This is a genomic window from Bacillus sp. UNCCL81 (genome assembly GCF_900112535.1).
Taxonomy (GTDB): Bacteria; Bacillota; Bacilli; order Bacillales; family Bacillaceae_G; genus Gottfriedia; species Gottfriedia luciferensis_B.
Genome location: NZ_FOMF01000002.1, coordinates 1,135,825 through 1,161,101, shown reverse-complemented (window position 1 = coordinate 1,161,101; position 25,277 = coordinate 1,135,825). Strand labels below are relative to the sequence as shown.

At 31.9% G+C, this 25,277-nt stretch carries 25 protein-coding genes; 18 read left to right on the top strand and 7 right to left on the bottom strand.

Translation table 11 applies throughout. The features are described 5' to 3' along the window. Nucleotides 1-70: 70 nt before the first annotated feature. The gene (locus tag BM319_RS05790) at nucleotides 71-1,345 is read right to left on the bottom strand and encodes an MFS transporter (RefSeq protein WP_091021627.1); all 1,275 of its coding nucleotides are present in this window, start codon (nucleotides 1,343-1,345) and stop codon (nucleotides 71-73) included. Nucleotides 1,346-1,599: 254 nt separating this feature from the next. Between BM319_RS05790 and BM319_RS05785 the strand changes: the two genes are divergently transcribed. Next, a complete protein-coding gene (locus BM319_RS05785) occupies nucleotides 1,600-2,766 on the top strand; it encodes a sulfite reductase subunit alpha (RefSeq protein ID WP_069032304.1) in 1,167 nt (388 codons plus the stop codon). A 171-nt stretch (nucleotides 2,767-2,937) separates the two neighbouring features. Here the strand turns inward: BM319_RS05785 and BM319_RS05780 are convergent, their stop codons facing one another. The 5 genes from BM319_RS05780 to BM319_RS05760 all read right to left on the bottom strand — a co-directional run bounded on the left by BM319_RS05780 (nucleotide 2,938) and on the right by BM319_RS05760 (nucleotide 5,865). Beyond that, nucleotides 2,938-3,300 carry a YciI family protein gene (locus BM319_RS05780; protein WP_091021625.1) on the bottom strand — a complete coding sequence of 121 codons (363 nt, stop codon included), beginning with the start codon at nucleotides 3,298-3,300 and terminating at the stop codon, nucleotides 2,938-2,940. Nucleotides 3,301-3,573: 273 nt separating this feature from the next. Beyond that, nucleotides 3,574-3,876 carry a GNAT family N-acetyltransferase gene (locus BM319_RS25220; protein ID WP_353615539.1) on the bottom strand — a complete coding sequence of 101 codons (303 nt, stop codon included), beginning with the start codon at nucleotides 3,874-3,876 and terminating at the stop codon, nucleotides 3,574-3,576. Nucleotides 3,877-4,062: 186 nt separating this feature from the next. Beyond that, nucleotides 4,063-4,752, bottom strand: coding sequence for a DUF2711 family protein (locus BM319_RS05770; protein WP_091021623.1), 690 nt, complete (start codon nucleotides 4,750-4,752; stop codon nucleotides 4,063-4,065). Between the two features lie 247 nt (nucleotides 4,753-4,999). Beyond that, the gene (locus tag BM319_RS05765) at nucleotides 5,000-5,458 is read right to left on the bottom strand and encodes a 2-thiouracil desulfurase family protein (RefSeq protein WP_069032307.1); all 459 of its coding nucleotides are present in this window, start codon (nucleotides 5,456-5,458) and stop codon (nucleotides 5,000-5,002) included. 107 nt (nucleotides 5,459-5,565) lie between these two features. Continuing rightward, nucleotides 5,566-5,865 (bottom strand): hypothetical protein, encoded by a 300-nt coding sequence (locus BM319_RS05760; RefSeq protein ID WP_091021621.1) that lies wholly within the window; start codon nucleotides 5,863-5,865, stop codon nucleotides 5,566-5,568. A 382-nt stretch (nucleotides 5,866-6,247) separates the two neighbouring features. Between BM319_RS05760 and BM319_RS05755 the strand changes: the two genes are divergently transcribed. From BM319_RS05755 to BM319_RS05700, 11 genes are all read left to right on the top strand, one after another. Beyond that, nucleotides 6,248-6,913, top strand: coding sequence for a YwrJ family protein (locus BM319_RS05755; protein WP_069032309.1), 666 nt, complete (start codon nucleotides 6,248-6,250; stop codon nucleotides 6,911-6,913). A 416-nt stretch (nucleotides 6,914-7,329) separates the two neighbouring features. Next, nucleotides 7,330-8,685: an arsenic transporter gene (locus BM319_RS05750; RefSeq protein WP_069032310.1), complete on the top strand. Its 1,356-nt coding sequence runs from the start codon at nucleotides 7,330-7,332 to the stop codon at nucleotides 8,683-8,685. Between the two features lie 36 nt (nucleotides 8,686-8,721). Beyond that, entirely contained in the window at nucleotides 8,722-9,384 is a 663-nt protein-coding gene (locus tag BM319_RS05745) for a YwrJ family protein (protein WP_069032311.1), read from the top strand. A 1,021-nt stretch (nucleotides 9,385-10,405) separates the two neighbouring features. Next, entirely contained in the window at nucleotides 10,406-11,182 is a 777-nt protein-coding gene (gene bioW, locus BM319_RS05740) for a 6-carboxyhexanoate--CoA ligase (protein WP_091021619.1), read from the top strand. A gap of 92 nt (nucleotides 11,183-11,274) precedes the next feature. Continuing rightward, entirely contained in the window at nucleotides 11,275-12,447 is a 1,173-nt protein-coding gene (gene bioF / locus BM319_RS05735) for an 8-amino-7-oxononanoate synthase (RefSeq protein ID WP_091021617.1), read from the top strand. A 156-nt stretch (nucleotides 12,448-12,603) separates the two neighbouring features. Next, entirely contained in the window at nucleotides 12,604-13,800 is a 1,197-nt protein-coding gene (locus BM319_RS05730; RefSeq protein ID WP_091021614.1) for a cytochrome P450, read from the top strand. Nucleotides 13,801-14,298: 498 nt separating this feature from the next. Then, nucleotides 14,299-15,555: an alkaline phosphatase gene (locus tag BM319_RS05725; RefSeq protein WP_091021612.1), complete on the top strand. Its 1,257-nt coding sequence runs from the start codon at nucleotides 14,299-14,301 to the stop codon at nucleotides 15,553-15,555. Nucleotides 15,556-15,787: 232 nt separating this feature from the next. Continuing rightward, nucleotides 15,788-16,627, top strand: coding sequence for an alkaline phosphatase family protein (locus BM319_RS05720; protein WP_091021610.1), 840 nt, complete (start codon nucleotides 15,788-15,790; stop codon nucleotides 16,625-16,627). Between the two features lie 260 nt (nucleotides 16,628-16,887). After that, nucleotides 16,888-17,580 (top strand): DUF975 family protein, encoded by a 693-nt coding sequence (locus BM319_RS05715; protein WP_091021609.1) that lies wholly within the window; start codon nucleotides 16,888-16,890, stop codon nucleotides 17,578-17,580. A gap of 796 nt (nucleotides 17,581-18,376) precedes the next feature. Then, entirely contained in the window at nucleotides 18,377-19,552 is a 1,176-nt protein-coding gene (locus BM319_RS05705; RefSeq protein WP_091021605.1) for a M48 family metallopeptidase, read from the top strand. 266 nt (nucleotides 19,553-19,818) lie between these two features. Beyond that, nucleotides 19,819-20,538 carry a metallophosphoesterase family protein gene (locus BM319_RS05700; RefSeq protein ID WP_091021603.1) on the top strand — a complete coding sequence of 240 codons (720 nt, stop codon included), beginning with the start codon at nucleotides 19,819-19,821 and terminating at the stop codon, nucleotides 20,536-20,538. Between the two features lie 49 nt (nucleotides 20,539-20,587). Here the strand turns inward: BM319_RS05700 and BM319_RS05695 are convergent, their stop codons facing one another. Next, on the bottom strand, nucleotides 20,588-21,484 hold the full coding sequence (locus BM319_RS05695) for a DMT family transporter (protein ID WP_091021601.1): 897 nt from the start codon (nucleotides 21,482-21,484) through the stop codon (nucleotides 20,588-20,590). Nucleotides 21,485-21,755: 271 nt separating this feature from the next. Between BM319_RS05695 and BM319_RS05690 the strand changes: the two genes are divergently transcribed. The 6 genes from BM319_RS05690 (at nucleotide 21,756) to BM319_RS05665 (ending at nucleotide 25,032) form a co-directional block, all read left to right on the top strand. Further along, nucleotides 21,756-22,283 (top strand): dihydrofolate reductase family protein, encoded by a 528-nt coding sequence (locus BM319_RS05690; protein ID WP_069032322.1) that lies wholly within the window; start codon nucleotides 21,756-21,758, stop codon nucleotides 22,281-22,283. Between the two features lie 318 nt (nucleotides 22,284-22,601). Further along, nucleotides 22,602-23,288 carry a Dph6-related ATP pyrophosphatase gene (locus BM319_RS05685; RefSeq protein ID WP_069032323.1) on the top strand — a complete coding sequence of 229 codons (687 nt, stop codon included), beginning with the start codon at nucleotides 22,602-22,604 and terminating at the stop codon, nucleotides 23,286-23,288. 87 nt (nucleotides 23,289-23,375) lie between these two features. Continuing rightward, nucleotides 23,376-23,789, top strand: coding sequence for a hypothetical protein (locus BM319_RS05680; protein WP_091021600.1), 414 nt, complete (start codon nucleotides 23,376-23,378; stop codon nucleotides 23,787-23,789). 52 nt (nucleotides 23,790-23,841) lie between these two features. Then, a complete protein-coding gene (locus BM319_RS05675; protein WP_069032325.1) occupies nucleotides 23,842-24,078 on the top strand; it encodes a hypothetical protein in 237 nt (78 codons plus the stop codon). Between the two features lie 168 nt (nucleotides 24,079-24,246). Further along, entirely contained in the window at nucleotides 24,247-24,522 is a 276-nt protein-coding gene (locus BM319_RS05670) for a DUF4190 domain-containing protein (protein ID WP_254664535.1), read from the top strand. A gap of 138 nt (nucleotides 24,523-24,660) precedes the next feature. Beyond that, on the top strand, nucleotides 24,661-25,032 hold the full coding sequence (locus tag BM319_RS05665; protein WP_091021597.1) for an iron chaperone: 372 nt from the start codon (nucleotides 24,661-24,663) through the stop codon (nucleotides 25,030-25,032). Nucleotides 25,033-25,277 lie beyond the last annotated feature (245 nt).

Here is a 25,277-nt window from a genome sequence, read left to right as displayed (position 1 = left end):
TGCTAATCTGGCTTATCTTTCATAAGTTTGAACATTTACAGGGCCCCTTAGGACAACCTTCTCTCTCTTTTTAGTAATTTGTAGTTTTCGCTACTTCAGTATTATTAGGTTCAGAAACACGAGTTAAAAAGAATATACCAATAACAAATAGAATAATTAGACTAAATACGCCCATATTAGAATGACCTGTAAGTTGAGCTGTCAAGCCGACTATTAATGGTCCCATGATCGATGCAAATTTACCGAAAATATTATAGAAGCCAAAAAACTCATTTGATTTTTCTTTAGGTACAAGTTTTGCGTAGTATGAACGACTTAAAGCTTGGATTCCACCTTGAGATGTGGCAACAAGCATAGCTAAAATCCAAAAGTCTAAAGTGGAATTTAAAAAGTAAGCATATATACAAACAATCATATAAATAATGATTCCAACATAAAGCATGATTTTACCTGAAAACTTATCTGCAAGTTTTCCGTAAATAATTGCAAATGGAGCAGCTACAACCTGTGTGACAAACAAAATAATTAATAGATTGGTTGAACTGATTCCAAGGTCAGTTCCGTAAGCTGTTGACATTGTAATAATCGTTCCAACGCCATCAATATAAAAGAAATATGCAAGTAAAAATATAAATAAAGCACGATATTGTCGGATATTTTTAAAGGTCTTTCCTAGCCTCTTAAAGCTATTTAATACAGGATTTAGTTCTGGTTCAATAAAAAAATTTTGACGAACGTTTCGAAACAAAGGAATTGTAAAAATGCCCCACCAGACAGCGGTTATGAGAAAGGCAATTTGACTTGCACGAGTTGTTGAAATTGAAACTAGCTCCTTTTGAGCTAATACGATTAAAGCTATACTAATGATAAATGGGATTGTGCTACCAATATATCCTAGACTAAAGCCTCGAGCGGATACCTTATTCATCCGTTCTTCGCACGTTACATCTACTAAAAAAGCGTCATAAAATACATTCGCACCAGCAAAGCCAATAGCTGTAATCGTATAACAAATCAAAAGTAAGAGCCAGTTATCATTAGGAATAAATGTAAGTAGTGCAGTAAAAGAAACACCGAGAGTAAAAAAGAAAGAAAATAGCTTCTTTTTAAATCCTTTATAGTCGGCAATTGTTCCAAGGATTGGACCTAACATAGCTAAGATGAATGTAGAAATTGCGATCGTATAACCTAAATAAGCAGTAGAATCAGAAGCACTTATTCCAGCTTTTGAAGCAGAAGCTTTATAAAAAAGAGGGAATACGGCAGTGCTAATAATAATAGAATAAGCTGAATTGGCCCAATCGTAGAAAATCCAACTATTTTCTTGCTTCGTAAAACTCTTCATGAGTTTTTTCCTCCCAATGATTAGTAACTGCTATAGATTAGATACTACTAATATTTTATTTATCCTCTACAGTTTTCAGTATATTATCTAAAAATTCCCTGTATATGCAGTGGACAAGAGGAGAATCAGTAAGGTTTCGGGACACGTGGCTAAACAAAAGCACAAAAAAAGGTAAAAAAGTAGTAGATGTTAATACATTATTTCCCACTTCTATGTTATCTTAGTTATATAACAATTCTTGGAGGTTACGAGTAATGAAATCTACTTTAAATGATACTACAAATGACAAACTACCATATTCAAGGACTAATCCATTTCCAGCGGAGGTTCTCAAAAATATTAATTTAAATGGAACAGACTCAAACAAGGAAACAAGGCATATTGAATTATCATTGAAAGGGTCAGGATTTACTTATGTCCCAGGTGCTGCACTTGGCGTTGTTCCTTCAAATGACCCGGAGCTAGTTACTGCTCTTATAAATGAAATGAAATGGGATGAAGAAGCAATTGTAACTGTTGGTAAGCAAGGTGAAACACTATCTTTAAAAGAAGCGCTTACATCTTATTTTGAAATTACACTGATAACGAAGAAAATATTACAACAGGCTGCTGTATTTACAGAAAACGAAGATTTGAAAAACCTTGTGTTGGTTGAAAATGCAACTCAACTAAAGGAATATTGCTATGGACGAGATCTACTTGATATGTTACGTGATTTTGGTCCATGGAGTGCATCTGCTCAAGAGATCGTTTCATTATTAAGAAAAATGACTCCGCGACTATATTCAATCGCAAGCAGTATTGCTGCAAATCCAGATGAAGTTCATCTAACAATCGGTGCTGTACGCTACACTGCACATGGACGCGAACGAAAAGGCGTTTGTTCTGTTTTATGTTCAGAACGTATTAAAGAAGGAGATACTCTTCCAGTCTATGTTCAAGCAAATAAACACTTCTATTTGCCAGAGTCTGGGGACAAAGATATTATTATGGTTGGACCTGGAACGGGTATTGCACCATTCCGTTCGTTTATCCAGGAAAGAGCAGTCAATAAAGTCACTGGCCGTTCATGGTTATTTTTTGGAGACCAGCATGAAGCGTCAGATTTCCTTTATAAAAGCGAGTTAGAAAAATATCAACAAGATGGAGTATTGACAAAAATTGATACTGCATTCTCACGTGATACAGATCAAAAAGTTTATGTTCAACATAAAATGCTTGAAAATAGCAAAGAATTGTATGAGTGGATTGAAAAAGGAGCTTATTTCTACGTTTGTGGAGATAAAGAATATATGGCAAAAGACGTTAACGAAGCGCTTATTACGATTCTTGAAAAAGAAGGTTCAATGGATCGCGAGGCAGCTGAAGCACATCTTAAAGATATGCAGAAGCAAGGGCGTTATCAACGTGATGTGTATTAAGATTAAAAGGTATTAAATTAAATAGGTATTTTGTAAAAAGAAGTAACCCTTCGTTCCAGTTGGTACGAAGGGTTACTTTTTTTATTGTTTTTAAATTCTATTTTTTGTTCTGATGCTTAATTAGAATCACTTCTTATAAATCTTTGTTAATCCAATGTTTAGTCTATCAGTTTACTCGAATACTTGACGTAGCTCAATCTGTCCTTCTCCAAGACCATGTGGATCTGGCGCGCGCATCGCCCACTTGATGGCTTCCTCGCGAGATTTCACATCTATGAACCAGTATCCTGCAATCAACTCATTGACTTCAGCGAAAGGCCCTTCTGTAATGGTCGGTGGTTCTCCGGGAATAGGGTAAGTAATACGAATACCATTTGAGCTTGGATGGAGTCCACCGACAGACACCAGAACTCCAGCATTCTTCAATTCTTCATTATATTTCTTCATCTCAGCAAACATTTGATCCATCTGCTCCTTTGGCATTGTCCCTGCTTCAGAATCTTTTGATGCCTTGACAACCATCATAAATTTCATTAGTATTTCCTCCTCTGGGTTATGGCTTTCTAATGTTAAATCCTTATACATTGGTAACATTCTTACTGTTGCAGCTATCATCATTATATCTTGGTTCTAGCTTTAATAGTAGGAGGTATGCTTCATTTCAAATTCACATCATTTTCAACATAATCATAAAGTTCTTCATGTTAAATAGATTGCCAATAGAAGCTTTTTCTTTTTTAAATTATTTGACATCTGAGTTCAAGAATCATTTATATACTTATTAAATAAATCTTTTTTTTCGTGACTCTATTCTAGGGTTATGTTATTTATTAAAACAGGCATAGTCATGGCATATAAATCATATCCTTTTGCCCAATAATCCTGTTTTACTAACTGTGTCCTAAATCCCATTTTTTCAAAGAAAACATTTGCGAATTGTGATGTCCGAACTTCTATTTTTGTTATACTTCTATTCATTTGAATTTTATCTATACAATGTTTAACAAGCTTCGAACTAATTTTTTTACCTTTATAATTAGGGTCTGTAAAAATCCAAGAAATTCCACCTAAGTTTATCTCAGGAAAATAATATCCACAAGCTCCGACTATTCTTTCATTTATAATTATTTTGCTTATAATTTCTAAAGCAATTTATCCCATTTATTCCTAATCTTTATTGAACTAAACCGCCATTTTGTTCAATAAAAAAGGACCGATAAATCGTCGGTTAAGTTGTTCAACTAATGCACTGTGTTAGTTGCATAACAACTAATAAAAAAGAGTTCCCACACAATTCTAATAGATATTTGACCAATACCAATCGATATATGTTTTGTCGTCACATACTATAGATTCCCAGCCCATATTTTTAACAATATCATCAATTTTTTCATCACGGGTCATAAATACCGTAATAAAAGTATCAAACACACTCATAAATGCAAAATCCATATTTTCATCTGATATTATTACCTCTTTTAAAGATAATTTACTGTTATCTAAAGACATAAGTTTTTTAATCTCTAAAGTACCACTTTCGTCCAATATCGGATTAGAGTAGCTAAAATATTTAGCTCCTTTAGATTCTAATACTTTTTTTATGTCTTTAATAAAAAATAGTGAAATATCATCCTCATCCGGATAAAAACAATCTTGTTTTAAATTTGAGTTTAATTTCTCGGCTAAATCATCTCTTGCATATTGTTCCTTTAATGCACAAATTGATGTTTGTAATGCAATCGCTAGTTCACTAAAATTGGTTAAATCGCATTCTTGCATTATACTCATCCAACTAACTTGTTTACCAAGTTTTAAGATTTCTTCATCACTTGGATATGTATGTTCAAATTCGTTATTTCTTCTTTTCTTCTCCCATCCCAAAGGCATTTGGATAAAAGGGTGAAATAATATGGCTGCGGATTTAAAACTATTTGGCAGTTGGTCTAAGATAGGAGATTTGTCATCTAACCATATGTAATTTAACATTTACAAACTCCTTTTCACTAATTTTTCACTACAAAAAGAGTGTACCTTAATTTTAGTTATATTTTGGATTGTAACCGAGATTATACAACTAACGCACTGCATTAGTTCAATAAGTTTTATAAAAAAATACCACATGGTAGCCACTTATCAGATTCGGCTTCGTGTTCCTTACTCAGTAACTGAATCATTGCTTAACCCTCTAAAATATTCTCTTATTAGTAGAGAAACGAATTAATTTGTTGAAGAATTATAGGAAGGTTTCAGAGAATTTTTCTTCTGATATTACTTTAAATCCATTTCTTGTAAGTAAAGCAGAAGTAACTCCCATCCCATCAATTTTTTTACCAATAAAATCGCCATTGTAAATCTTTGAACTGCCGCAGGATGGGCTATTCTCCTTAAGTACCACTACAGTCGCTTTCATTTCTTTAGCTTTTTCGAGTGTAATATATGCACCCCTTATGTAAAGTAGGGTAACATCTTTGCCTGATTTATCAACTACTTTAGCCTTTCCATCCAGTACATCTTCTCCGTTTCCACCTATTATTTCAGCAGGCTCTCTGGGGGTTGAAAATCCTCCTAGTAATTCTGGACATATTCTAATAGCTTTATTTTCTTCTACTAGTTTACTTATTTTATTATTTAAACAATGCGTGCCATTATATCTTACCTCTAAACCTGCTAAACAAGAACTTACCAAAATCATTTACAATCCCTCCTTGAGAATAAAAAACGGTTTATTAAATTCCTCTTTAACTACGCACTGTTGATTGGTTTGAACTAATGCATTGCGTTAGTTGAAGATTGTGGATGTTATTTTATTTCATTCTTTTTTTGTTTATTAAATTCCCTCCAACCCTTAATTGAATAACCACAACACAAAATAAAAAATAATAATCCCCCGAACCAAACTTTAAACACTTCAGGGATTCGGTCGACAAGAGGTATAGAAAAGTGAACATGTTTGTGTAAATAATTCCCAATAAAACGGACTAAAAAATAAAGTACAGAATACATAACAACATTTATGATAAATTCTTTTATCTTAAATTTTCTTTCATTTAAAAATGAAAAAAGTAATGCTAGGACAATTACAGTAATAAAGATTTCCAATTGGATTCCTCCATAATGAAGTTGCTTATAAATTAAATTATATCAAAAGTAAATTAATTTTGATTTGGGGATTATCACTTTTTTTCACAAAAATCCAATTAATCTTAAGCAACTAAATTGCCTTTAGTTGAATAAGACAATCAACAATTTACTATATCTGAGCCAAAATTAAAGTAAGATCTAGCGATTCCATTCCAAGTAAAAATTAAATGTTTTCCACAAATTTGATCAACTAATTCCATTTTTAAAATGCATATCTTTATTAATAATAGAATAAAAGTAAAATTGTAGAAATAAATAAATGTGCGAATTAGGTAGAACATTATTTACATTTTATAAGAAGACAATATTTTTATTTTAAATTAAAAAGGGGGGAGAGAATTTGAGTTATATAGATTCATTATTAAATCGACAAGTATTTGTACTTCTATCTGGAGATATAGCTTTTGAAGGTATTTTAACTGATGCAGGACAAGATATACTTGTATTATATAATGGTCAAAAGTATTATTATATCCCTTGGATTCATGTTCATCGAGTACATTTATGTCAACTTATTAAAGATAAGATAGATGCTCCTAACGAGCCTTCAATTGCAAATGAAATTGAATTAATTTCCTACAGAAAAGTTTTAACGAATGCGAGAGGGATTTTCTCGGAAATATATGTTACGGGTAATTTGACGTTTCATGGCTATATAACTAGTGTTTTAAGTGATTACATCGTTTTTTATTCACCCGTTTTTAAAATGATGTATATCTCTTTATCCCATTTAAAGTGGCTCTCACCTTATCATCAAAATGTAACACCATATTCAATTGATAATGCAAACTTTCCTATAAATCCATCGAATATCTCACCCGTGCGTTCATTTGAATCTCAATTAAAAAAAGAAGAAGGAAAACTAGTTGTTTTTGATGGTGGGAATGATCCAATGAAAATTGGTTTGCTCAATTCGATTGAAAATAGTGTAATTGAGTTATCGGTCGCAAATGGGGAAGTAGTTTATTTAAGATTAAACCATATTAAGTCTGTTCATTTGCCTTAAATGAATTCATGTCTTTTATGAAAGATTAAAGACAGATTTTGTTAATTAGGGGAGCTCTTATTCTAGAGCTTCCTTTTTTATTGGTTTCTTATAGTTAAAATTATTTAAATATAATTAATCTGAATGAAAGATCATTTCTAGTCTATCTAATTAGAAAAAATATAAATAGGAGCAGATCATTTAAAATGTAAGTTGAATACCTACTAAATATGATATTCATTGTGATTTTTCTAAAGAAACTATTGGGCAATTGCCACTATAGTTATTTATCTTTAGGGGACATTTGTATTAGATAGGTAAAACAACCATCTTCCATAAAATAATGAAATCATCTAAAACATCATTGTTATATTTGAATAATAATATAACAAATGGACAAGTTTCATTGGAAAATATTTTATAAGAAGGTGAGTTTTATGAATTTCGAAATTCTAATGAGTGCTTCTGTTTTTCTACTAACGATGGCGGTCATTTTTTGGAGACCAAAAGGAATAAATGAAGCGTGGCCTGCTGCAATTGGAGCAGTGATCATTTTAATAACTGGAATTGTAACAAAAAGTAATTTAATCGATATTATTCACAAAATTGGTGAAGCTTCTATTACAATTATCGCAACGATTGTAATGGCGATTATTTTAGAAAGTTTTGGATTTTTCCATTGGTCTGCTGCTAGGCTTGCACGTTTAGCAAAAGGTTCAGGACGCAGATTATACTGGTATATCCAGCTTTTATGCTTTTTAATGACATTACTCTTTAATAATGATGGCAGTATTTTAATTACAACTCCGATTTTAATTCTCCTATTAAAAAATTTACGTTTAAAACCACATCAACAAATTCCATATCTTCTTAGCGGAGCGTTAATTGCCACAGCTTCAAGTGCACCGATCGGTGTAAGTAATATCGTAAACTTAATCGCATTAAAAATTGTTCATATGACTCTTTATATGCACACAGCTATGATGTTTGTCCCAGCAAGTACAGGATTACTTTTTATGTCATGGCTAATGTATATGGTTTTAAGAAATAAACTACCAAAACAATTACCAGTGTCTACTGATGATATTGAAGAGTCATTTTTTATGAAAAATTTTCATCCTTTAAAAGGGAAAATGTCAGTAGAAACAAAACAAAAAAGAACAAATTTTATGTTAAAGGTATTGGGATTTGTTTTCCTAATGCGCTGCTTATTATTCGTTGCTTCATTTCTTGGAATACCGATTCAATATGTAGCAGTTCTAGGTTCACTCGTCTTATTAGCTTGGAGATGGTATCACTTACGGACAAGCCCTGTTGATATTTTAAAAAAGACACCTTGGCATATTTTAGTCTTTGCATTTTCGATGTATGTGATTATTTACGGTCTCCATAATGCTGGTTTAACTGCTGCTTTAGTGAAATACTGTGAACCAATCGTAAATCAAGGCTTATTTCAAGCAAGTTTTATCATGGGAGGCTTAGTTTCAATACTATCTAATCTGTTTAATAATCATCCAGCATTAATGGTTGGAACTATTACACTAACAGAAATGGGACTTGATCCAATTACATTAAAGACGATTTATCTAGCTAATATTATCGGTAGTGACATTGGATCGTTATTACTTCCAGTAGGTACATTAGCATCCCTTATTTGGATGCACATCTTAAAACAAAATAAAATTAAGATTAAATGGAAGGATTATCTAAATGTATCATTAATTGTCATTCCATTAACAACAATCGTAACGCTGTTTCTACTATATTATTGGGTGCAATTAGTTTTCGCTTAATAAACAATTTGAATCTATTAGAAAGAGGAGATGCAAGTGAGTGATGTACAATCATTAGTTGGAGAAAAAATTTATGTACAATTATCAGGTGGTAGTTATTTTGAAGGAATACTAACAGATTATGGTAGAGACGTCCTTGTACTATACAACGGACAAAAATACTATTATATTCCATGGCTTCACGTTCATAGGGTTAGTCTTAGTAACAACTATAAAGACAAAATAGACAAGCCTACAAGACCTTCAATTGCAGAAGATATTGGAACGATCTCATATCGTAAAATATTATCAAATGCAAAAGGAATCTTTGCAGAGATTTATGTTACAGGTAATATCACATTTCATGGAAATATTATAAACGTATTAAGTGACTATATCGTGTTTTATTCACCAGTATTTAAAATGTTGTATATCCCTTTATCACATTTAAAGTGGCTAACACCATACAATTATAATGCCAATCCCTATAACTCTGAAATCAATCTATTACCTGAAAATGTAAATATGTCATTTTCACGCTTGTTTGATACACAATTAAAAAAAGAAGAAGGAAAATTTGTCGTATTTGATGGGGGACTTGATCCAATGAAAATTGGAGTACTCAAGAGCGTGGAAGATGGGGTCATTGAATTAAAAGTAGCAAGTGGTGAGGTCACTTTATTGAGGCTGAATCATATTAAATCGTATCACTTACCATAGCCGATCATGTTCTAATAAAGATTTCTTGAACTCAAGTTCACCTTAGGTAGCTTGAGCAATACATGTCGTATATTAATTAAATCGACCCTTGACGTTGTATGCGTTGAGGGTTTTTCTTTTATCGGACAAGATTCTTAATTATTAATATTCCAGCGAAAATGTTAGGTATATAAAGTTACAGATAAAAAATACTATTGCTTAATTCTTCATGTAGATCCAGGTAATCCAGAATCTACTAGAGGGAAGTCTGAACAAAAAGAAGTTCAAAAAATATTAAATTTTGAAATTAAAGAAATGAGAAATTTTCTCCTAAAAAAACATGAAGTATATGTTCCGTTTGAATTAATAGATTCAAAGGAGAAAATGGAGCGTTTAAAAGTATTTATAAAGAATAAATATGAAATGTTTTTTAGATAGAAATCAAAATAATATGCTAATTGTTAAAGGATAATAATATGTGAAAAATGCGTTGCTTTAAAGTAACGCATTTTAATTTTTGTTACTAACTTCTTATGTAATAAAATCAGCCATTGCATTTATAACTTCTAAGTTTAAACAACTTTAGAGAATTGAAAAGGTGGAGGATTAGATTAATCAATTTTTTTATATAATTTTAACTTTTAAATAAGTAGATAGTAGACATGAATGCGCTCACATAGCATTAAACCCTTAATTTTTATGTGCAAAAAAAACACATATACTTCAGAATTTTAAATAAAAGATAAATTTATTCCCCTGAAAATTACTTCATAAAAACCAACGAACTTATTCACCAAAATTACATTTTATTAAAAAAACTACCTTTTTCTATAAGTAGGGTGTGAGCTGAATAATGATTGGGTCTAAGCCCCAAATAAGCTTCGAATGCTCTCCTTATCACAGCTATTTTTTAAAAATTTCGAATTGAAATTATTGACAATATATTAGGATGAATTTAACATAATTAAATGTTAACCTAAAAATATATTTGGTTAACATTTAAAAGCGTTATTATCAAAAAAAGATTAGGAGACTAGTTCTGTTGAGGAATGAAAACTTTTTTAGTGTAAGAATGAGAGCTTCCAAGGATGGGGCACATGAAAATGGTGGAAAGCATATTTCTGGTGGTGAACTTATTTCAACTTACGACAATTTGAAAAATGCGGTTAATTTTCTGCTAGAAAAAGCCTTAACCCATACAAGAGGGAACCCGGACTTTATGCAAATTCAGTTCGAATTAATTGAAGAAACAATAACCAAGTTGCTACCTTTGCATACAGCGACAAATGAGGTTGAATCAGTACAAGAAGGACAAATACTAGCCGTGTCTCTTTTAATGAAATCAGGTGTTCCAAAAAAGAGCATTGAAAGGGCATTCCAACAAATAGATGAATATCCAAATCTTAGAGGGGCAATTTTGGTCGATATATGGAATGGGGAGCGCATAGATGATCGTCATGAAAAGGGTGTACGGGTTTCTAGAATGGACTGGTTGACGACAAATTTTGAAAAATGGGCTAACTACTTCACAATCCCTCGAAGTCAAAGGATAAAAGAGGCACTTGTTCTTGCAACAAAAGTGAATAGTCATCCAGCGACTATTTCGGAGTTATGCTGGTCAGATGATCCTGAATATACAACAGGTTATGTAGCCAGTAAAAACTTAGGTTATCAGCGGATCACAAATCTAAAAGAATACGGTGATGAACACGGATGCCGAATCTTCTTCGTAGATGGAAGAAGCGATATAGATTCATACATAGATTACTTAGAAAAACTGCCAATCATTGTTCAATGGGAGGAAGAAAGTGCAACATGAACTATTTGAGAAGCTTAATAATCATATGTGGTTAACATTCACACAAATGAAAGATTACGATGCTACTGAGGTAACAAATGAGGTGAATACAGTTGAAGCTTGATACATGGCTAAGCCAACGAATTAGTACGAGAAAAACAGCAGGTTTATATAGGAAATTACGAACAATGAATTCGGCACCACTTACTGAAATTTTGATTGATGGTCAAAAGCAAATTGTCTTTTCATCAAATAATTATTTAGCCCTTGCAAATGATCCTAAAGTAATACATGCCACAGAAATGTGTTTGCGAGACTTTGGAGTTGGGAGCAGTGGCTCGAGATTAACGACTGGCCATACAGATTGGCATCAAAAACTTGAGGAAAAGATTGCCTCATTTAAACAGACAGAGAAAGCCCTCCTTTTTTCAAGTGGGTATTTGGCAAATGTTGGTGTGCTATCATCTTTGCCTGAAAAGGGGGATGTTATATTGAGCGATCAATTAAACCACGCAAGTATTATTGACGGGTGTCGTCTTTCAAAAGCAAAAACGGTTGTCTATAACCATATTGATATGATTGATCTAGAGGGAAAATTGAAAGAATCGGCATCCTACCAAAGGCGATTTGTCGTAACAGATGGTGTTTTTAGTATGGATGGGACAATAGCCCCGCTCGATCAGATCATCTCACTTGCAAAACGATATGATGCCTACGTCATAGTTGATGATGCGCACGCAACAGGTGTTTTAGGTAAGAATGGGAGAGGAACAAGCGAATACTATGGAATCCATCCCGATGTTGTTATTGGTACCTTAAGCAAAGCTATTGGCACCGAAGGAGGGTTTGTAGCTGGTTCACACATATTAATTGACTTTCTGATAAACCATGCAAGGACCTTTATTTTTCAAACAGCTATGCCACCGGCGATCTGTGCAGCTTCCTATGCTGCATTTGAAATCATTGAAGATAGTCATACTAAGCGTCAGCAGTTATTTTCCAATGTAAAAAAAATAAAAGCTAGATTAAAAGAAATGGGTCACACCGTGAAGGGCGATCTTACTCCAATCATTCCAGTTCTCATAGGAGATTCGAAAGAGGCAGTGCTTTTTTCTGAAAAGCTTCTGGAAAATGGGATATACGCCCCTGCGATCCGTCCCCCAACTGTACCAAATGGAGAAAGTCGCATAAGGTTAACGGTTACCTCCGACCATTCCGCGAAAGAAATTGATTATTTATTGGATTGTTTTCAAAGTATAGGAAAAGAGTTGAACATAATAAAGTGATCATTATTTTTGTAACTGGAAATATTGGCAAATCGATTATATTTAATAGTTCTTAATTTTCATTTCGCCTAGCTGTTGTTAAATAATCACCAATGAAAGTTAAATTAGGATAATAAAAAAAGAGTTTATAATTTTGATAGGATCAAGGAGACTGACATGAAGACGGATTACCAAGCATTTTCATTTACGACCGAGTTTTTTCAAAACCCTTATCAATTTTATGAGAAACTTCGGTCCATGCAACCAATCTATCGAGGAAATCTCATTAAAAATCCTGGCTGGTATGTTACAGGTTATGAGGAAGCAATTACCATCCTGAAAGATAAACGATTTAAAAATCGCATCCCACTGCCAGAGGGCTCAAAAAAATATGAGCAGCTAAAAAATATTCAAAAAGACATGATGCTTTTTAAAAACAAATCAGACCATAGGCGTTTGCGTTTTCTCGTTAGTAACGTATTTACACCAAAAATAGTGGAGCAACTTCGACCATCTATCGAAGAAACGGTAAATGAATTATTGCAACCATTTCAAAATCAGAAATCACTAGATGTAGTTTCTGATTTAGCGTTTCCTCTAGCAAGTCTCGTTATTGCGAGAATAATAGGCGTACCAAAAGAGGATATATTTCAATTTAGAGAATGGGCGACAAGTTTAATTCAAAGTATTGATTTTACTCGTAGGGGAAAGGTGTTAGAAAACGGGGATGCAATTACTATAAAAGTAATGGATTACTTTAACGAACTGATTAGAATACGAAAACTTAACCCGAAAGAGGACTTGATTAGCAAGCTAATTATGGAGGAACAGCAAGGGGACAAGTTATCAGACGATGAATTATTAGCAACCTGCATATTACTGGTTATTGCCGGTCATGAGACAACCGTTAATCTTATCAGCAATTCAGTTCTTACTTTACTAAATCATCCTAAACAACTAATGAAACTTAAAGAAAATTCATTTTTGATTGACCAGGCTGTTGAGGAGTGTTTACGATATGAGAGCCCAACACAAATGATCGCTCGGGTAGCTACAGAAGATATTGATATTCATAATACATCTATAAAAAAAGGGGACCAAATATATCTCCTATTAGGAGCGGCTAATCGAGATCCACATAAATTTCATAATCCTAATCAATTTGATATTACGAGAAATCCTAATCCTCATATTTCTTTTGGAAATGGGGCACATTTTTGTTTAGGTGCCCCACTGGCACGCCTAGAAGCACAAATTGCGATTAAAACTCTCTTAGATTGGAAAAAAAACATACAGCTAGCCTCTTCAAACTTAAAATGGCAAAAACTAATTGGATTTCGATCTTTAAAAGAGCTCCCAATTATATTTGATTAAGTAAAAATAAAATATCGTTTTCTTATTATAGACTGCTAGAGTGCAAACCGCTCTTGCAGTCTCTATTTTACGAATTGTTTTCAAAGAAAGAATTAGATAAATTAATATCATATGTGAACAAATATTGAAAATAGAAATAAAGGTTAAAAGTAGAACGATAACGAAACAATTAAAAATACTACCTGAAAGGCTGGTCTAAAATGCTTAATTTTGTTTTTCCTGGTTTAGTCTTAATTATTCTAGTTGCAGTTTTTGTACTATTTAATAGAATCATTAAGAAATCTAAAAGATCATAGTTTGATAGAGAAAAGAATCTACAATTTGATTCTTTTTTTTATTTGGCCTTGTTAATGTGCAAATTAAAAATCGAAAAAACCACTTTAACAAAGATTACAAAATATTCATACAAATTATACCTTATTTACAGTATATATACAGTTCCTAAATACTCTTCCTTTATATTGAAATTAAGAAAATAATCAATAGGGAGTGTTATTAATGGGGAACAAGAAAACGATTATCAGTGTTGCTTTAACAATTGCAACAGCAACAACAATAGGATTTAATCATTTTGTAGATGCAAAAGAATCCGATAATAGTCACAAACAAGGAAAGGCTAAAAATGTGATCGTCTTTGTTGGAGACGGAATGGGGGCTGCTCACCGTGAGGCGATCCGACTGGCTACTGTTGGACAAACTGGTAAACTAGCAATGGATGATATGCCTTATGCTGGATTGGTACATACTAGCTCAACTACTGCTATAACAGATTCTGCAGCTGCGGCTACTGCTATGGCGTCTGGGGTAAAAACGTATAATGGGGCAATTGGTGTTGATGCAAACAAGAATTCAGTAAAAACAGTCTTGGAAATGGCGAAAGAAGCTGGTAAATCAACTGGTTTAGTTACAACTAGCCAGATTACGGATGCAACGCCAGCTGCATTTGGTGCCCATGTGACAGATCGTTCAAAGCAAAGTGATATTGCTAAGCAGTATCTTGAAAACAGTAAAGTTGATGTTCTATTAGGTGGAGGAGAGGACTTTTGGTATCCTGCAGGAAATGCTGGAAGCTACGAAGACCACCCTGCAAAGGACCCTTCTGAACAAAGTAAAGGAACACAAGGAAATCTTGTTGAAGAAGCGAAAAAGCATGGCTACAATTATGTAACGAATGCAAATGAGCTTCAAAAAGCGAAAAATGGAAAGTTGTTAGGTCTTTTTGCAAATGAAGAAATGTTCGAACAAAGAGAAGAGGGAAAAGGTGATCTTTATGATCCAGTAGTATCTCTTCCTGACATGACAAAAAAAGCGATCGATACTTTATCGGATAATAAAAAAGGTTTCTTCTTAATGGTAGAAGAAGAAGGCACAGACGAAATGTCTCATGAGAACAATGCTGAAAAAATGATCAAAGCTGGTCAAGAACTAGATAAATCAGTATCTGTAGCTAAGGAATACGCAAAGAACCACCCTGACACTCTTGTTCTAGTAGTAGCAGACCATGAATGTGGCGGCTTATCAATTGAAGATGTGGACAGCAAAGATGAGTCAGGCGATGGAATATCTAAAGAAGACGGACCATTTAATGTGGCAAACAGTAGCAATCAATTCATGATTGACTGGACAACAAGTGGTCACGGTGGCGTATCTGTTCCTTTAACAGCAATTGGTGCTGGAGCAGAGCTATTATCAGGAACATATGAAAACACTTATATCTATGAGGCTATTAAACAAGCAATGGGTTTGAAAAAATAATTTTGTTGAAAAACATTCCATTTATCTAATGGGATGTTTTTTTATTGAGCCATCGGCAAGCGTTATAACAAAAAGAAAAACAGCATTATTTACTAAATGAAAGAGAAAAGTCCAAGAAGGGGAATCACATAGACAAAGAGAATTAATGTTTTAAGGAAAAAACGGAAGAAATTATGCTAAAGATACTTTAATTACATTGAAATAATAAAAATAACTAAATAAAGGTAGTGTTATGTTGAGAAAACGGGTAATAGTACTTTTTTTAATCTGTTTTGTTTTAATTGCTTGTATACTTTTTAAATCGAAAACAGAATCGGACATTCCAAAAATAGATCACATTGTAATCGTAATTGAGGAAAATCATGCGAAACAGCAGATTATGGGAAACCATTCTGCACCTTATATTAATACACTAATGAAGCAAGGTGCCAACTTAACTAACTATCATGCAATTGAACATCCTAGTCAGCCGAATTATTTGGACTTGTTCTCTGGATCGAATCAAGGTGTCACTGACGATGCTTTACCAAAAACAAAATTTTCAGCAGATAATTTAGCAAGTGAGCTTAATGAAAAAAAACTAACATTTGCCGGTTATTCTGAAGATTTGCCTTCAGTTGGTTTTAACGGAGAATCCAACAAAGATTATGCACGCAAACACAATCCATGGGCTAATTTTACAAATGTCTCAAAGAAAGCAAATCAACCATTAGAAAAATTTCCAACAAATTTTAGTAAACTTCCAACTGTTTCGTTTATAATCCCTAATCTCCAAAACGACATGCACGATGGAACTATTAAACAAGGAGACCTGTGGTTAAAAAAACAAATTGGTGCTTATGTCAAATGGGCAAAAACGAATAATAGTTTGTTAATTGTAACGTGGGATGAAGATGACTTTTCACATAATAACAAAATTCCTACTGTTTTTGTCGGACCTATGATAAAAAAAGGACAATATAACGAAAATTTAAACCATTTTAATCTTTTACATACAATAGAGGATATTTACGGATTAAAACATGCAGGAACAAATAAATCTGTTAAAACGATTAAAAATATATGGAAATAATTAGTGGCTTAATAATGGATGATGTAGTCAATAAAGATGAGTCTAGCAAGGTGATTTTTTGGCAAACAGTAGCAATCTAATCAGGATTGACTGGACAACAAGCGGCGATTTTAAGAAACATTCCATTTTTTATGGAATGTTTTTTTGAGCTGAAAAATTGAGCGGATAAATTAATTGTAAAAAAGTTGACAAAGTTTTAAAAAAGGGATTTGTAGAAAAATGTAGAATTTTATATTCATAATCAGAGAGGAGGTGTTTTCATGTACCTAGATGAAATACGCTCAAGAGCAAGGGATACCTTGAAAGGGAATTGGAAAAAATTTATTGGATATACGATCATAGTGAATCTATTAACTACATTAGTTGAAAATAGACTTTCTATATACTTCCCAAATCCCATAAAAAATGAATTGACGAAATACATATCTTTTTTTATTAGCTGGGATGACTACGTAACGTTTATATATAGTCTATTTATTTCGGCTATCATTACGATTGGGAGTACACGGTTATTTACATTTGCGACAAAGGAAGATGAGCAACCTTATTCCTTACAAACAATATTTTATTATTTTAAAAACTTGAACCTTTATTTAAATGCATTTTTACTAAATTTCTTAACTTATTTATATTCTACGCTTTGGACATTGCTTTTGATTGTTCCTGGCATTATAAAATCATATTCATATCGAATGGCCCCATACATATTTATTGAAGAACCACATTTGACTCCAAATGATGCCATTACAAAGAGTAGAAAAATGATGGATGGATATAAGTGGAAATTGTTTTGTTTAGACATTTCTTTTATTGGTTGGATTCTTTTATGCATTTTATCGATTGGGATTGGGTTTTTATGGTTGTTTCCTTATATGAGTGCAAGTGAGGCGCATTTTTATCATGAATTAAAAGGAAATTCAAAAAATGATACTGACGCTAAAGTTTTAGTATAAGTTATTAGAAAGATATTAATTAGTTGAAGAGTTTTTTTATAAAAAAACGGCTGTCCTATTTCAAATGATAAAGGACAGCCATTTTTTTTTTTTTACCTTGAGTAGATATAGTTTAATTAATGTCTTAAAAGGAAAGTGTAAACTTAATAGGGAATATCTATCGTAAGAGGTGTTCGGACAATGTCGTTATTAAAGAGATATGGGAAATGGCTTTTCAAATTTGATAATAGAAGGAATGATCTAGCTGAATTCATCCTGGAGATAATTTTTTTACCTTCTCTTTTTTGGGGAACAAAATTCCTTCTTAAGAATTATTCTTTTATTATTGCTTTATTAGTTGTGTTTTTATCTATAAATCTCTATTCTCTCTTGGATGGCTTATTAAGAAAAAATTTAAATGAATTTAATGTCAACATACCAAAATGGATCAGTATTATTCCGACTACTTTGATCATTGCATATATAATTTTTATAGATAAATAGAAAGGATCCCTAATATTTATATTGAGTGGAACCTAATAACTAAGTAGGAGGAATAATTATTAAAAAATCCGCTGAAATATACCCTAGAAAAATTAAAATTAAATACATATTAATAACGGCAATAGTACTTCATCTTGTCATTTTTTTGTTTCATTCTTTGCAACTAGAAGATTTTATTATTTCGATTGTATTATTTTGGGGAATCATTCAGCATAACAGAGAAGTAGATAAACTAAATAAATCTAGTATTTAAAAGGTATGTATTTAAAGATTGGGAGTATTTATGAACTATTGATAAAAAGGAAGTGATCTGTTGTCAGAAAATAGTATTAAAAGGGAACCAAATGTATCAAAAAAGAAAATCTTTGCATCACTATTATTTGTTCCAGGTTTTTATCTGATGGTTTTATTTACAACTGGATTAATCGTATTTGTTGGAAGTGGGTTAATCTTTATCATTCATTATTTTGTAGGTAAATTTTTAGGTGAATTAGGATTTGCATATTTTGGATTAATTTTACTCGATGCTCTACCTTTTTTTGGAATGATATTTGGAGTGGTAAGTTGTTTTATTGCAATTATTTCTATGTTTTTTAAAAATAAGCATTTTGAGCCGGCTATATTAATTAATCCACATGATCATCCGAAACTTCGTGATTTAATTTCTGAACTTTCTGTAAAAATGGATTCACAAATGCCAGACGCGATCATTTTGCATGTAAAATCAAAATTTTTTGTGTCCGAAGACAAAATTAATGTCTTTAATGGAACTGCAAAAGGTAGAATACTTGCAATTAGTTATCCTTTACTTCATGTATTAACGGTAAATGAACTAAGTGCAATTATTGCTCATGAACTGTCTCATTTTACGGGAAGAGATTTAGTTTTCAATAGGTTCGTTTTTCCTGTATATAAAGGTGCAAATAAGTATTTAGAGTATATTACATCATTATTTAATCACAATGGTCGTCGTCGTCCGATATTTATATCGATTCCAATGATATTACCAAAAGTACTTATGGAGTATTATCTTAAAATTTTCCACAAATATAATATGACAATTTCTAGAGAAATGGAGTACAGAGCCGATTATATTGCATCAAAAATGTGTGGAAAAGAAAATTTTAAAGAAGCATTGTCCAAGTTAATAAGTCATGGTAATGTTTTTAATCGATTAATCGATGAACAAATGACTGAGAAAATTGTTCATGGTTTTCAATTTGAAAATTACTTTAGTTTTTACCGCGAACATGTTGAAACTTACAAAAAGCAAATAGAGGAGTCATTAGGTAAGGCTTTAAGAGATCATGAAGTAGAATACGCAACACATCCTACATTGAAAAATAGGATAGTAAATTTACCTAATGTTGATTCAATATATGATAATAATGAAAAAGCATTAGATTTAATCAATTCGTTTGATTATATAGAGGTAAGTATGACAAAATATTATAATTATTATCTAAATGACAATGCTATTCATTTCTGATGATTGATAGCTCATCTAAAATAGATATTAAAAATTTAATGGAAAAACTCGTAAAAATTAGGAGCTAAAATTAGCTCCTTTTTTCTTTTATGGTAACATAATAGGAAGGATTAATATTCTTTTAAATTGAATAATTTAAAGGTTAACAAATATGATAAGTTCATTTTAACAATTTCAAAATTAATAAATGTTTGCTAGTTTATAAGGCATAGTTAGATTAGGTCTTTGATGTTAAATGCAAATGTTTGAGAACAGGAGGGAGCATCATGACAAAAATAGCAATTATTTCAGATATCCACGGAAATAAAACTGCATTAGAAGCAGTTTTAAAAGATATTCGCTCTAGAGAAATTGAGAGGATTTTTTGCTTAGGTGATTTAATTGGTAAGGGGCCTCAAGGATCAGCGTGTATAGAGCTCGTTCAAAAAAATTGCGAAAAAGTGGTCCGTGGCAATTGGGATGTATTTATTCAGTCACCTGCAGAAAATGATTTTATACAATGGTTTAGAGACCGATTAACAGAAAAAGACTATCAATTTCTAGCTTCATTACCTTTTCATATTGATCTAGAATTAAATGGACAATTAATCAGGTTTTTTCACGCTTCACCAAGGAGTGAATTTGAGAGGATTCTACCTTTTCATCCAATTGAAAAACGGTTAAGTATGTTTGAAAATAGTGAGATAACAAATTCAAATAAAAACGATAAGACTCCTGATATTATCTTTTATGGAGATATACATACTACGTTTTTGGAAACTTTTAAAAATGGAATTTTATGCAATGTTGGAAGTGTGGGAAATTCCCTAGATTTAACTTCAGCGTCGTATGCGATTCTTGATGGTTCTTATTCAACTAATTCAATCCAATTTGTAAGGGTGGAATATGATCGAGAAGCTGAACTTATGATTGCCGAAGAGTTAAAATTGCCGGATCTAGATAAATATCATGACGAAATAATGTTCGCTAAGTACAGAAATTCATAATCTAAAATAAAAAACAGTGGGAAACCGTAGCTTTCCACTGTTTATTTTATTATTTAACTGGTTTTTTCAAAAATGGTTTTGATAGTCTCAATGAATGATTTTCACTTACAAATGTGGAACTTAATAGCAATGCCCCACCAATCATTTGAACAATTGTCATTTTCTCATGTAAGAAAACAGTTGAAATAAATAAAGAGGTTATTGGATCAACATAACTTAATGCTGCTATACTTTGCCCATTTAATTTTTGCATACCTGAAAAGAATAATAAGAATCCAATGCCCGTGTGTACGATTCCTAGGATTATTATAAATGGAATTGAAGAAACTGAGACGTCCAAAATCCCGAATCCTTCAGTAATGAATACATAAGGTATGAGAAGTAATGAGGCTGTTCCAAGTTGGATAAGTGTAATTTCTAAGTCACCCATGTTTTTAATAAACTTATTGAGTAACATTACAGAAGCATAAAACACAGCAGCTAATAATCCATAGCCAATCCCAATAAAATCCTCTAATCTAGCTGTGCCGAGCCCACCACTAGCAACTACTAATAACATACCGAATATGGCTATGACTATACAAATTAATTTCTTAGTTGATAATATTTCTTTCAGAACTAATGGGGATAAAATCAGGACTATGACTGGTGCAAAATAATAACTTAGTGCCGCGTTAGAAACAGTCGTATATTTATAAGCTTGAAAAAGAAAAATCCAATTTCCACCCAATGTAATACTAGAAAGTAACAATATATAAATGTTATTTTTTATTGATGCCCATGATATTTTTTTCTTACCGATAAGCATGTATGTTATTAAAAATAAACTACCAATTAAACCACGCAATAAAGCTATTTCACTCGAAGCTAAATCAATGTACCTTATAAATACGCCAATCGTACCAAAGATCACCATTGATAGTAGGAATTGAATTTTAGATTTCATCGTCTACTCCTTCGAATCTACGAAACAGCTTATATTTCGCAGATTCTTAATCTGTTTTTAATATAAGCTCATTTAGTTTTACTAAAACAGCAGGAGTAAAGGGTGGTGGCGGTGAAGTTGAAAATGGTTTCCAAATATATAATTTAATAGAAGATAAAGGCATTTCGATTCCCCCTATTTCAAAAGCATATTAGTGTTACAATCAATTATACTAGATGAATGATTATGTAATGTACAAAACATTTATAAAAATAAAGATAGGAGATATAATATGGAAAAACAACGTAAAATTATTTTATACATTGGTACTTCAATTGATGGATATATAGCTAATAATGATGGTACGTTAGAATGGTTAGAAACAACAGAAGTAGAAGGAGACTCTGGCTATCATACACTTTTAGAAAGAATTGACACTATTATGATGGGAAAAGCAACATATGATGTCGTTCGTGGATTTGATATGGAGTATCCTTATAGTACATATAAAAACTATGTGTTTTCAAAATCTGCAACAGGATCAGATGAATATGCTACTTTTATAGATGAAGATATTAAAACTTTTATACAAGATTTAAAGCAACAACCTGGTAAAGATATTTGGTTAGTTGGTGGAGGGAATCTAGCTCGAGAATTTTTTAAAGAAAATTTGATTGATGAATTTCAACTTGCGATAGCACCAATCGTTTTGGGGAAAGGAATTTCTCTTTACACTGGTCATGACATTACCCAAAAATACACTTTAACGAAAGTAGAAAAGTTAGGTCAACTTGCTATGCTTCATTATGTAAAAAAATAGTAAATTCACACAGAAAAGAGCATTGAAATAAATCAATGCTCTTTTTACAATTCCTTTAATCTGATAATAGGGTCTTTTCTTGCTACTAAGTAAATAGTCTAACCGAATGCAGGTTAATTTGATCAAAACTATCTAATACATAAATAAACCATAATCTTCTAAGCTTGGATCTTCAAAAGTTTCGCTCCAATCATCATCTACTATTAACATACGGTTTTTCCAACGAATGTATGTAGTATTGCAAGAACATTAGAAAAATTTTAAGATTAAATTGTTCCTATAATTTTAGTGACTTTAATATAAAGGAGTAAGTTATGAATGGTAGAAACAGTAAACTGGAAAAATAATGCGATTGGACGTAAATTTATAACTTCTTTTAGCGGAGGAAAAGATAGTGTACTAGCTTTATATAAAGCTATGAAAGTAGGGAAAGCGGTTGGATTAATCGTTATGCTAGAGGAGGAAGGGAAACGTTCTAGATCGCACGGAATGCCTCCCGAAATAATACACGCTCAAGCTGAATCAATCGGTTTACCTGTGTATACAGGGGTGGCAAGTTGGCAGGAATATGAAAAAGTGTTTACCCAACTATTAGACAATGCAAAAAATCAAGGAGCAGATGTATTAGTAACGGGTGACATAGATATGCCTGCTCAAGATTGTTGGCATGATAAGGTTACAAAGAATGTTGGAATAAAGCTCGGTATGCCATTATGGGAATTGAATCACCGTGAAGCTGTCGATGAGTTTATAAATAGAGGTTTTCAAACGATTGTGGTAACAGTCAACTTATCGTTAGGAATGAAAGAAAAAGATTTAGGAAGAATGTTAACTCATGAATTTGTGAAGGAACTTGAAACTCGAGGGATTGATCCATGCGGAGAAAGTGGTGAGTTCCATACTACCGTGATAGATGGACCGATTTTTAATTATCCGATTTTTGTTAAAGAGTGCGAGATTATTAGGGACGGAGAGTATGCTTATTTGCCTTTGAAACTTACATAATTGAAATAGGAATTAAGAATAAATATAAAATATTAAATTAATTATGGTGAAATTTAGATAACAAAAATCTTCCAGGGAGAATTTCCTATGTATTCTTTTTTTCAAAAAGAAAAACAGCGATTTATGAAAATCGGATTAAAACCTATCGTTTGGATTGCAATATTATTTGCCGTTTTAATCGTAAGTGGATTTGATATGAATATTAAAGAGGTGTTGATTTATCTTGTACTTTATCAAATCGGTAAGAGCATTATCTATTACTTTGAATCAAAAAAGGTAAATTGGAAGGAAAGTATTAAAGGAATTATTATTTGTCTATTAATTGTAAGTGTATATCACATTTTATTTCAACTCTTAATCTCAGTAGGTTTTAAGTCAATAAAGGTTATTAAAGTTATAATCGGCTTACTAGTTGCCACTTTGGGAATATTATCATTTTTGGATCTAACTTTTATTATTCCTTTTAAGATTCTTAAGCAAAAGGGAATTAGAAGAAAATAGAACTTAGGTTTTAAAAAAATCGGCAGAAAAAAACAAGGGAAGGGACAAATCTATGAAATTGTTAGTTTCAATCGTATTAGCAACCATTTTAGGCATAGTTCTTATGATGTTAGGAGAAGTTGGTATAATTATAGGCTTTGGAATTTTAGCTGGTACTTTGTTTAGAGGAGTATATCTTTTAAACGATTTAAGCAATAGACTTTCAAAAGTAGCCCCAATTGTACCGAAATCTGATAAGGTAAAAGAAGCTTATGAAAATTATTTAAGAGAAAAAGATATAAACATTTGAGGATGGAAATTATTTCGATCCTTTTTTTGTTGTATACTATTTAAATGGTTCTTACATTTTATAATAAAATGCTGAAATTAACCCAAATTACAAATAAGCGTTGTTAGTGTAATATTATAATAGAATTATATATAAAATTGTAATTATACTTTCATGGGGGAAATAGTATTGGTAACAACAAATAGTAAATCTATATCTTCATTAACTTTAGGGGTTTTATCGATCATTATTCCTTATATCGGTTTTATACTCGGAATAATAGGTCTATTTATATCTCGAAAAAGTATTGCCGAAATAAATCGTACGAATGAAAAAGGGAAAGGTTTAGCAATTTCCGGAAGGGTTTGCAGTATTGTTGGAATATGCATACAGTCAATTTTGATTATCATTTTAGTTTTAGGAATTATTACTTTTTTTTCAATGAATGATAATATGACTTTTTAATGAAAACATAATTGAACAAAAGTTTTCGAATGAAAATGATCATACTTTGAAGTTACTTTGACTGTTTGGATTTAAATGTATATAGTTTATATTAAAGTCTTATCTATCTACATAATTTTTGATTGAGGAGGGACGGACATGGAAGTTTTTGCAGAATATTTAGCAGGGATTGATCATCCAGACCACCGTGAGCGAACTGCTGAAATTTTGGATTGGATTTCGAATAAATTTCCTAGCATAGAGCCACAAATTAAGTGGAATACGCCGATGTTTTCCAATCATGGCACATTCATCATTGGCATTTCGACCGCGAAGCAACATATGAGCGTATCACCTGAAGAAAAAGGTATTGTTCAATTTGCTGATGAAATAGCAAAGGCTGGGTATAGTGCTACAAAAGGTTTGTTTCGTATTCCTTGGAAAGTCCCAGTTAATTATGAATTACTTGAGAAAATGATTGAATTCAATATTCAAGATAAAGCAGAATATACGTCATTTTGGCGTAAATAATGTTACTTATTACATAAACTAGTTGGTAACAAAACGATTAAATAAAAAATAGGAGCTGATTAGATCAGTTCCTATTTTTTATTCCAGAGTGTTGAAATATAAAATGGTCAATAGGGAAAACGGACATTAAATTGAACTTATTTATAATGAAATTATCATTTTTGGATGATTTATTAATTGTTTTAAATGTTAATATTTTGAGCAATTTCATGATTCCAATAACACTAGACATGTTTTTTTCAGAA

Excerpts from the sequence above, each read along its gene's own strand:
- BM319_RS05790 (WP_091021627.1), bottom strand. The coding sequence starts at position 1,345 with ATGAAGAGTTTTACGAAGCAAGAAAATAGTTGGATTTTCTACGATTGG.
- BM319_RS05785 (WP_069032304.1), top strand. The coding sequence starts at position 1,600 with ATGAAATCTACTTTAAATGATACTACAAATGACAAACTACCATATTCA.
- BM319_RS05780 (WP_091021625.1), bottom strand. The coding sequence starts at position 3,300 with ATGAAATTTATGATGGTTGTCAAGGCATCAAAAGATTCTGAAGCAGGG.
- BM319_RS05770 (WP_091021623.1), bottom strand. The coding sequence starts at position 4,752 with ATGTTAAATTACATATGGTTAGATGACAAATCTCCTATCTTAGACCAA.
- BM319_RS05765 (WP_069032307.1), bottom strand. The coding sequence starts at position 5,458 with ATGATTTTGGTAAGTTCTTGTTTAGCAGGTTTAGAGGTAAGATATAAT.
- BM319_RS05750 (WP_069032310.1), top strand. The coding sequence starts at position 7,330 with ATGAATTTCGAAATTCTAATGAGTGCTTCTGTTTTTCTACTAACGATG.
- BM319_RS05730 (WP_091021614.1), top strand. The coding sequence starts at position 12,604 with ATGAAGACGGATTACCAAGCATTTTCATTTACGACCGAGTTTTTTCAA.
- BM319_RS05725 (WP_091021612.1), top strand. The coding sequence starts at position 14,299 with ATGGGGAACAAGAAAACGATTATCAGTGTTGCTTTAACAATTGCAACA.
- BM319_RS05720 (WP_091021610.1), top strand. The coding sequence starts at position 15,788 with ATGTTGAGAAAACGGGTAATAGTACTTTTTTTAATCTGTTTTGTTTTA.
- BM319_RS05715 (WP_091021609.1), top strand. The coding sequence starts at position 16,888 with ATGTACCTAGATGAAATACGCTCAAGAGCAAGGGATACCTTGAAAGGG.
- BM319_RS05700 (WP_091021603.1), top strand. The coding sequence starts at position 19,819 with ATGACAAAAATAGCAATTATTTCAGATATCCACGGAAATAAAACTGCA.
- BM319_RS05695 (WP_091021601.1), bottom strand. The coding sequence starts at position 21,484 with ATGAAATCTAAAATTCAATTCCTACTATCAATGGTGATCTTTGGTACG.
- BM319_RS05690 (WP_069032322.1), top strand. The coding sequence starts at position 21,756 with ATGGAAAAACAACGTAAAATTATTTTATACATTGGTACTTCAATTGAT.
- BM319_RS05685 (WP_069032323.1), top strand. The coding sequence starts at position 22,602 with ATGGTAGAAACAGTAAACTGGAAAAATAATGCGATTGGACGTAAATTT.
- BM319_RS05680 (WP_091021600.1), top strand. The coding sequence starts at position 23,376 with ATGTATTCTTTTTTTCAAAAAGAAAAACAGCGATTTATGAAAATCGGA.
- BM319_RS05675 (WP_069032325.1), top strand. The coding sequence starts at position 23,842 with ATGAAATTGTTAGTTTCAATCGTATTAGCAACCATTTTAGGCATAGTT.
- BM319_RS05665 (WP_091021597.1), top strand. The coding sequence starts at position 24,661 with ATGGAAGTTTTTGCAGAATATTTAGCAGGGATTGATCATCCAGACCAC.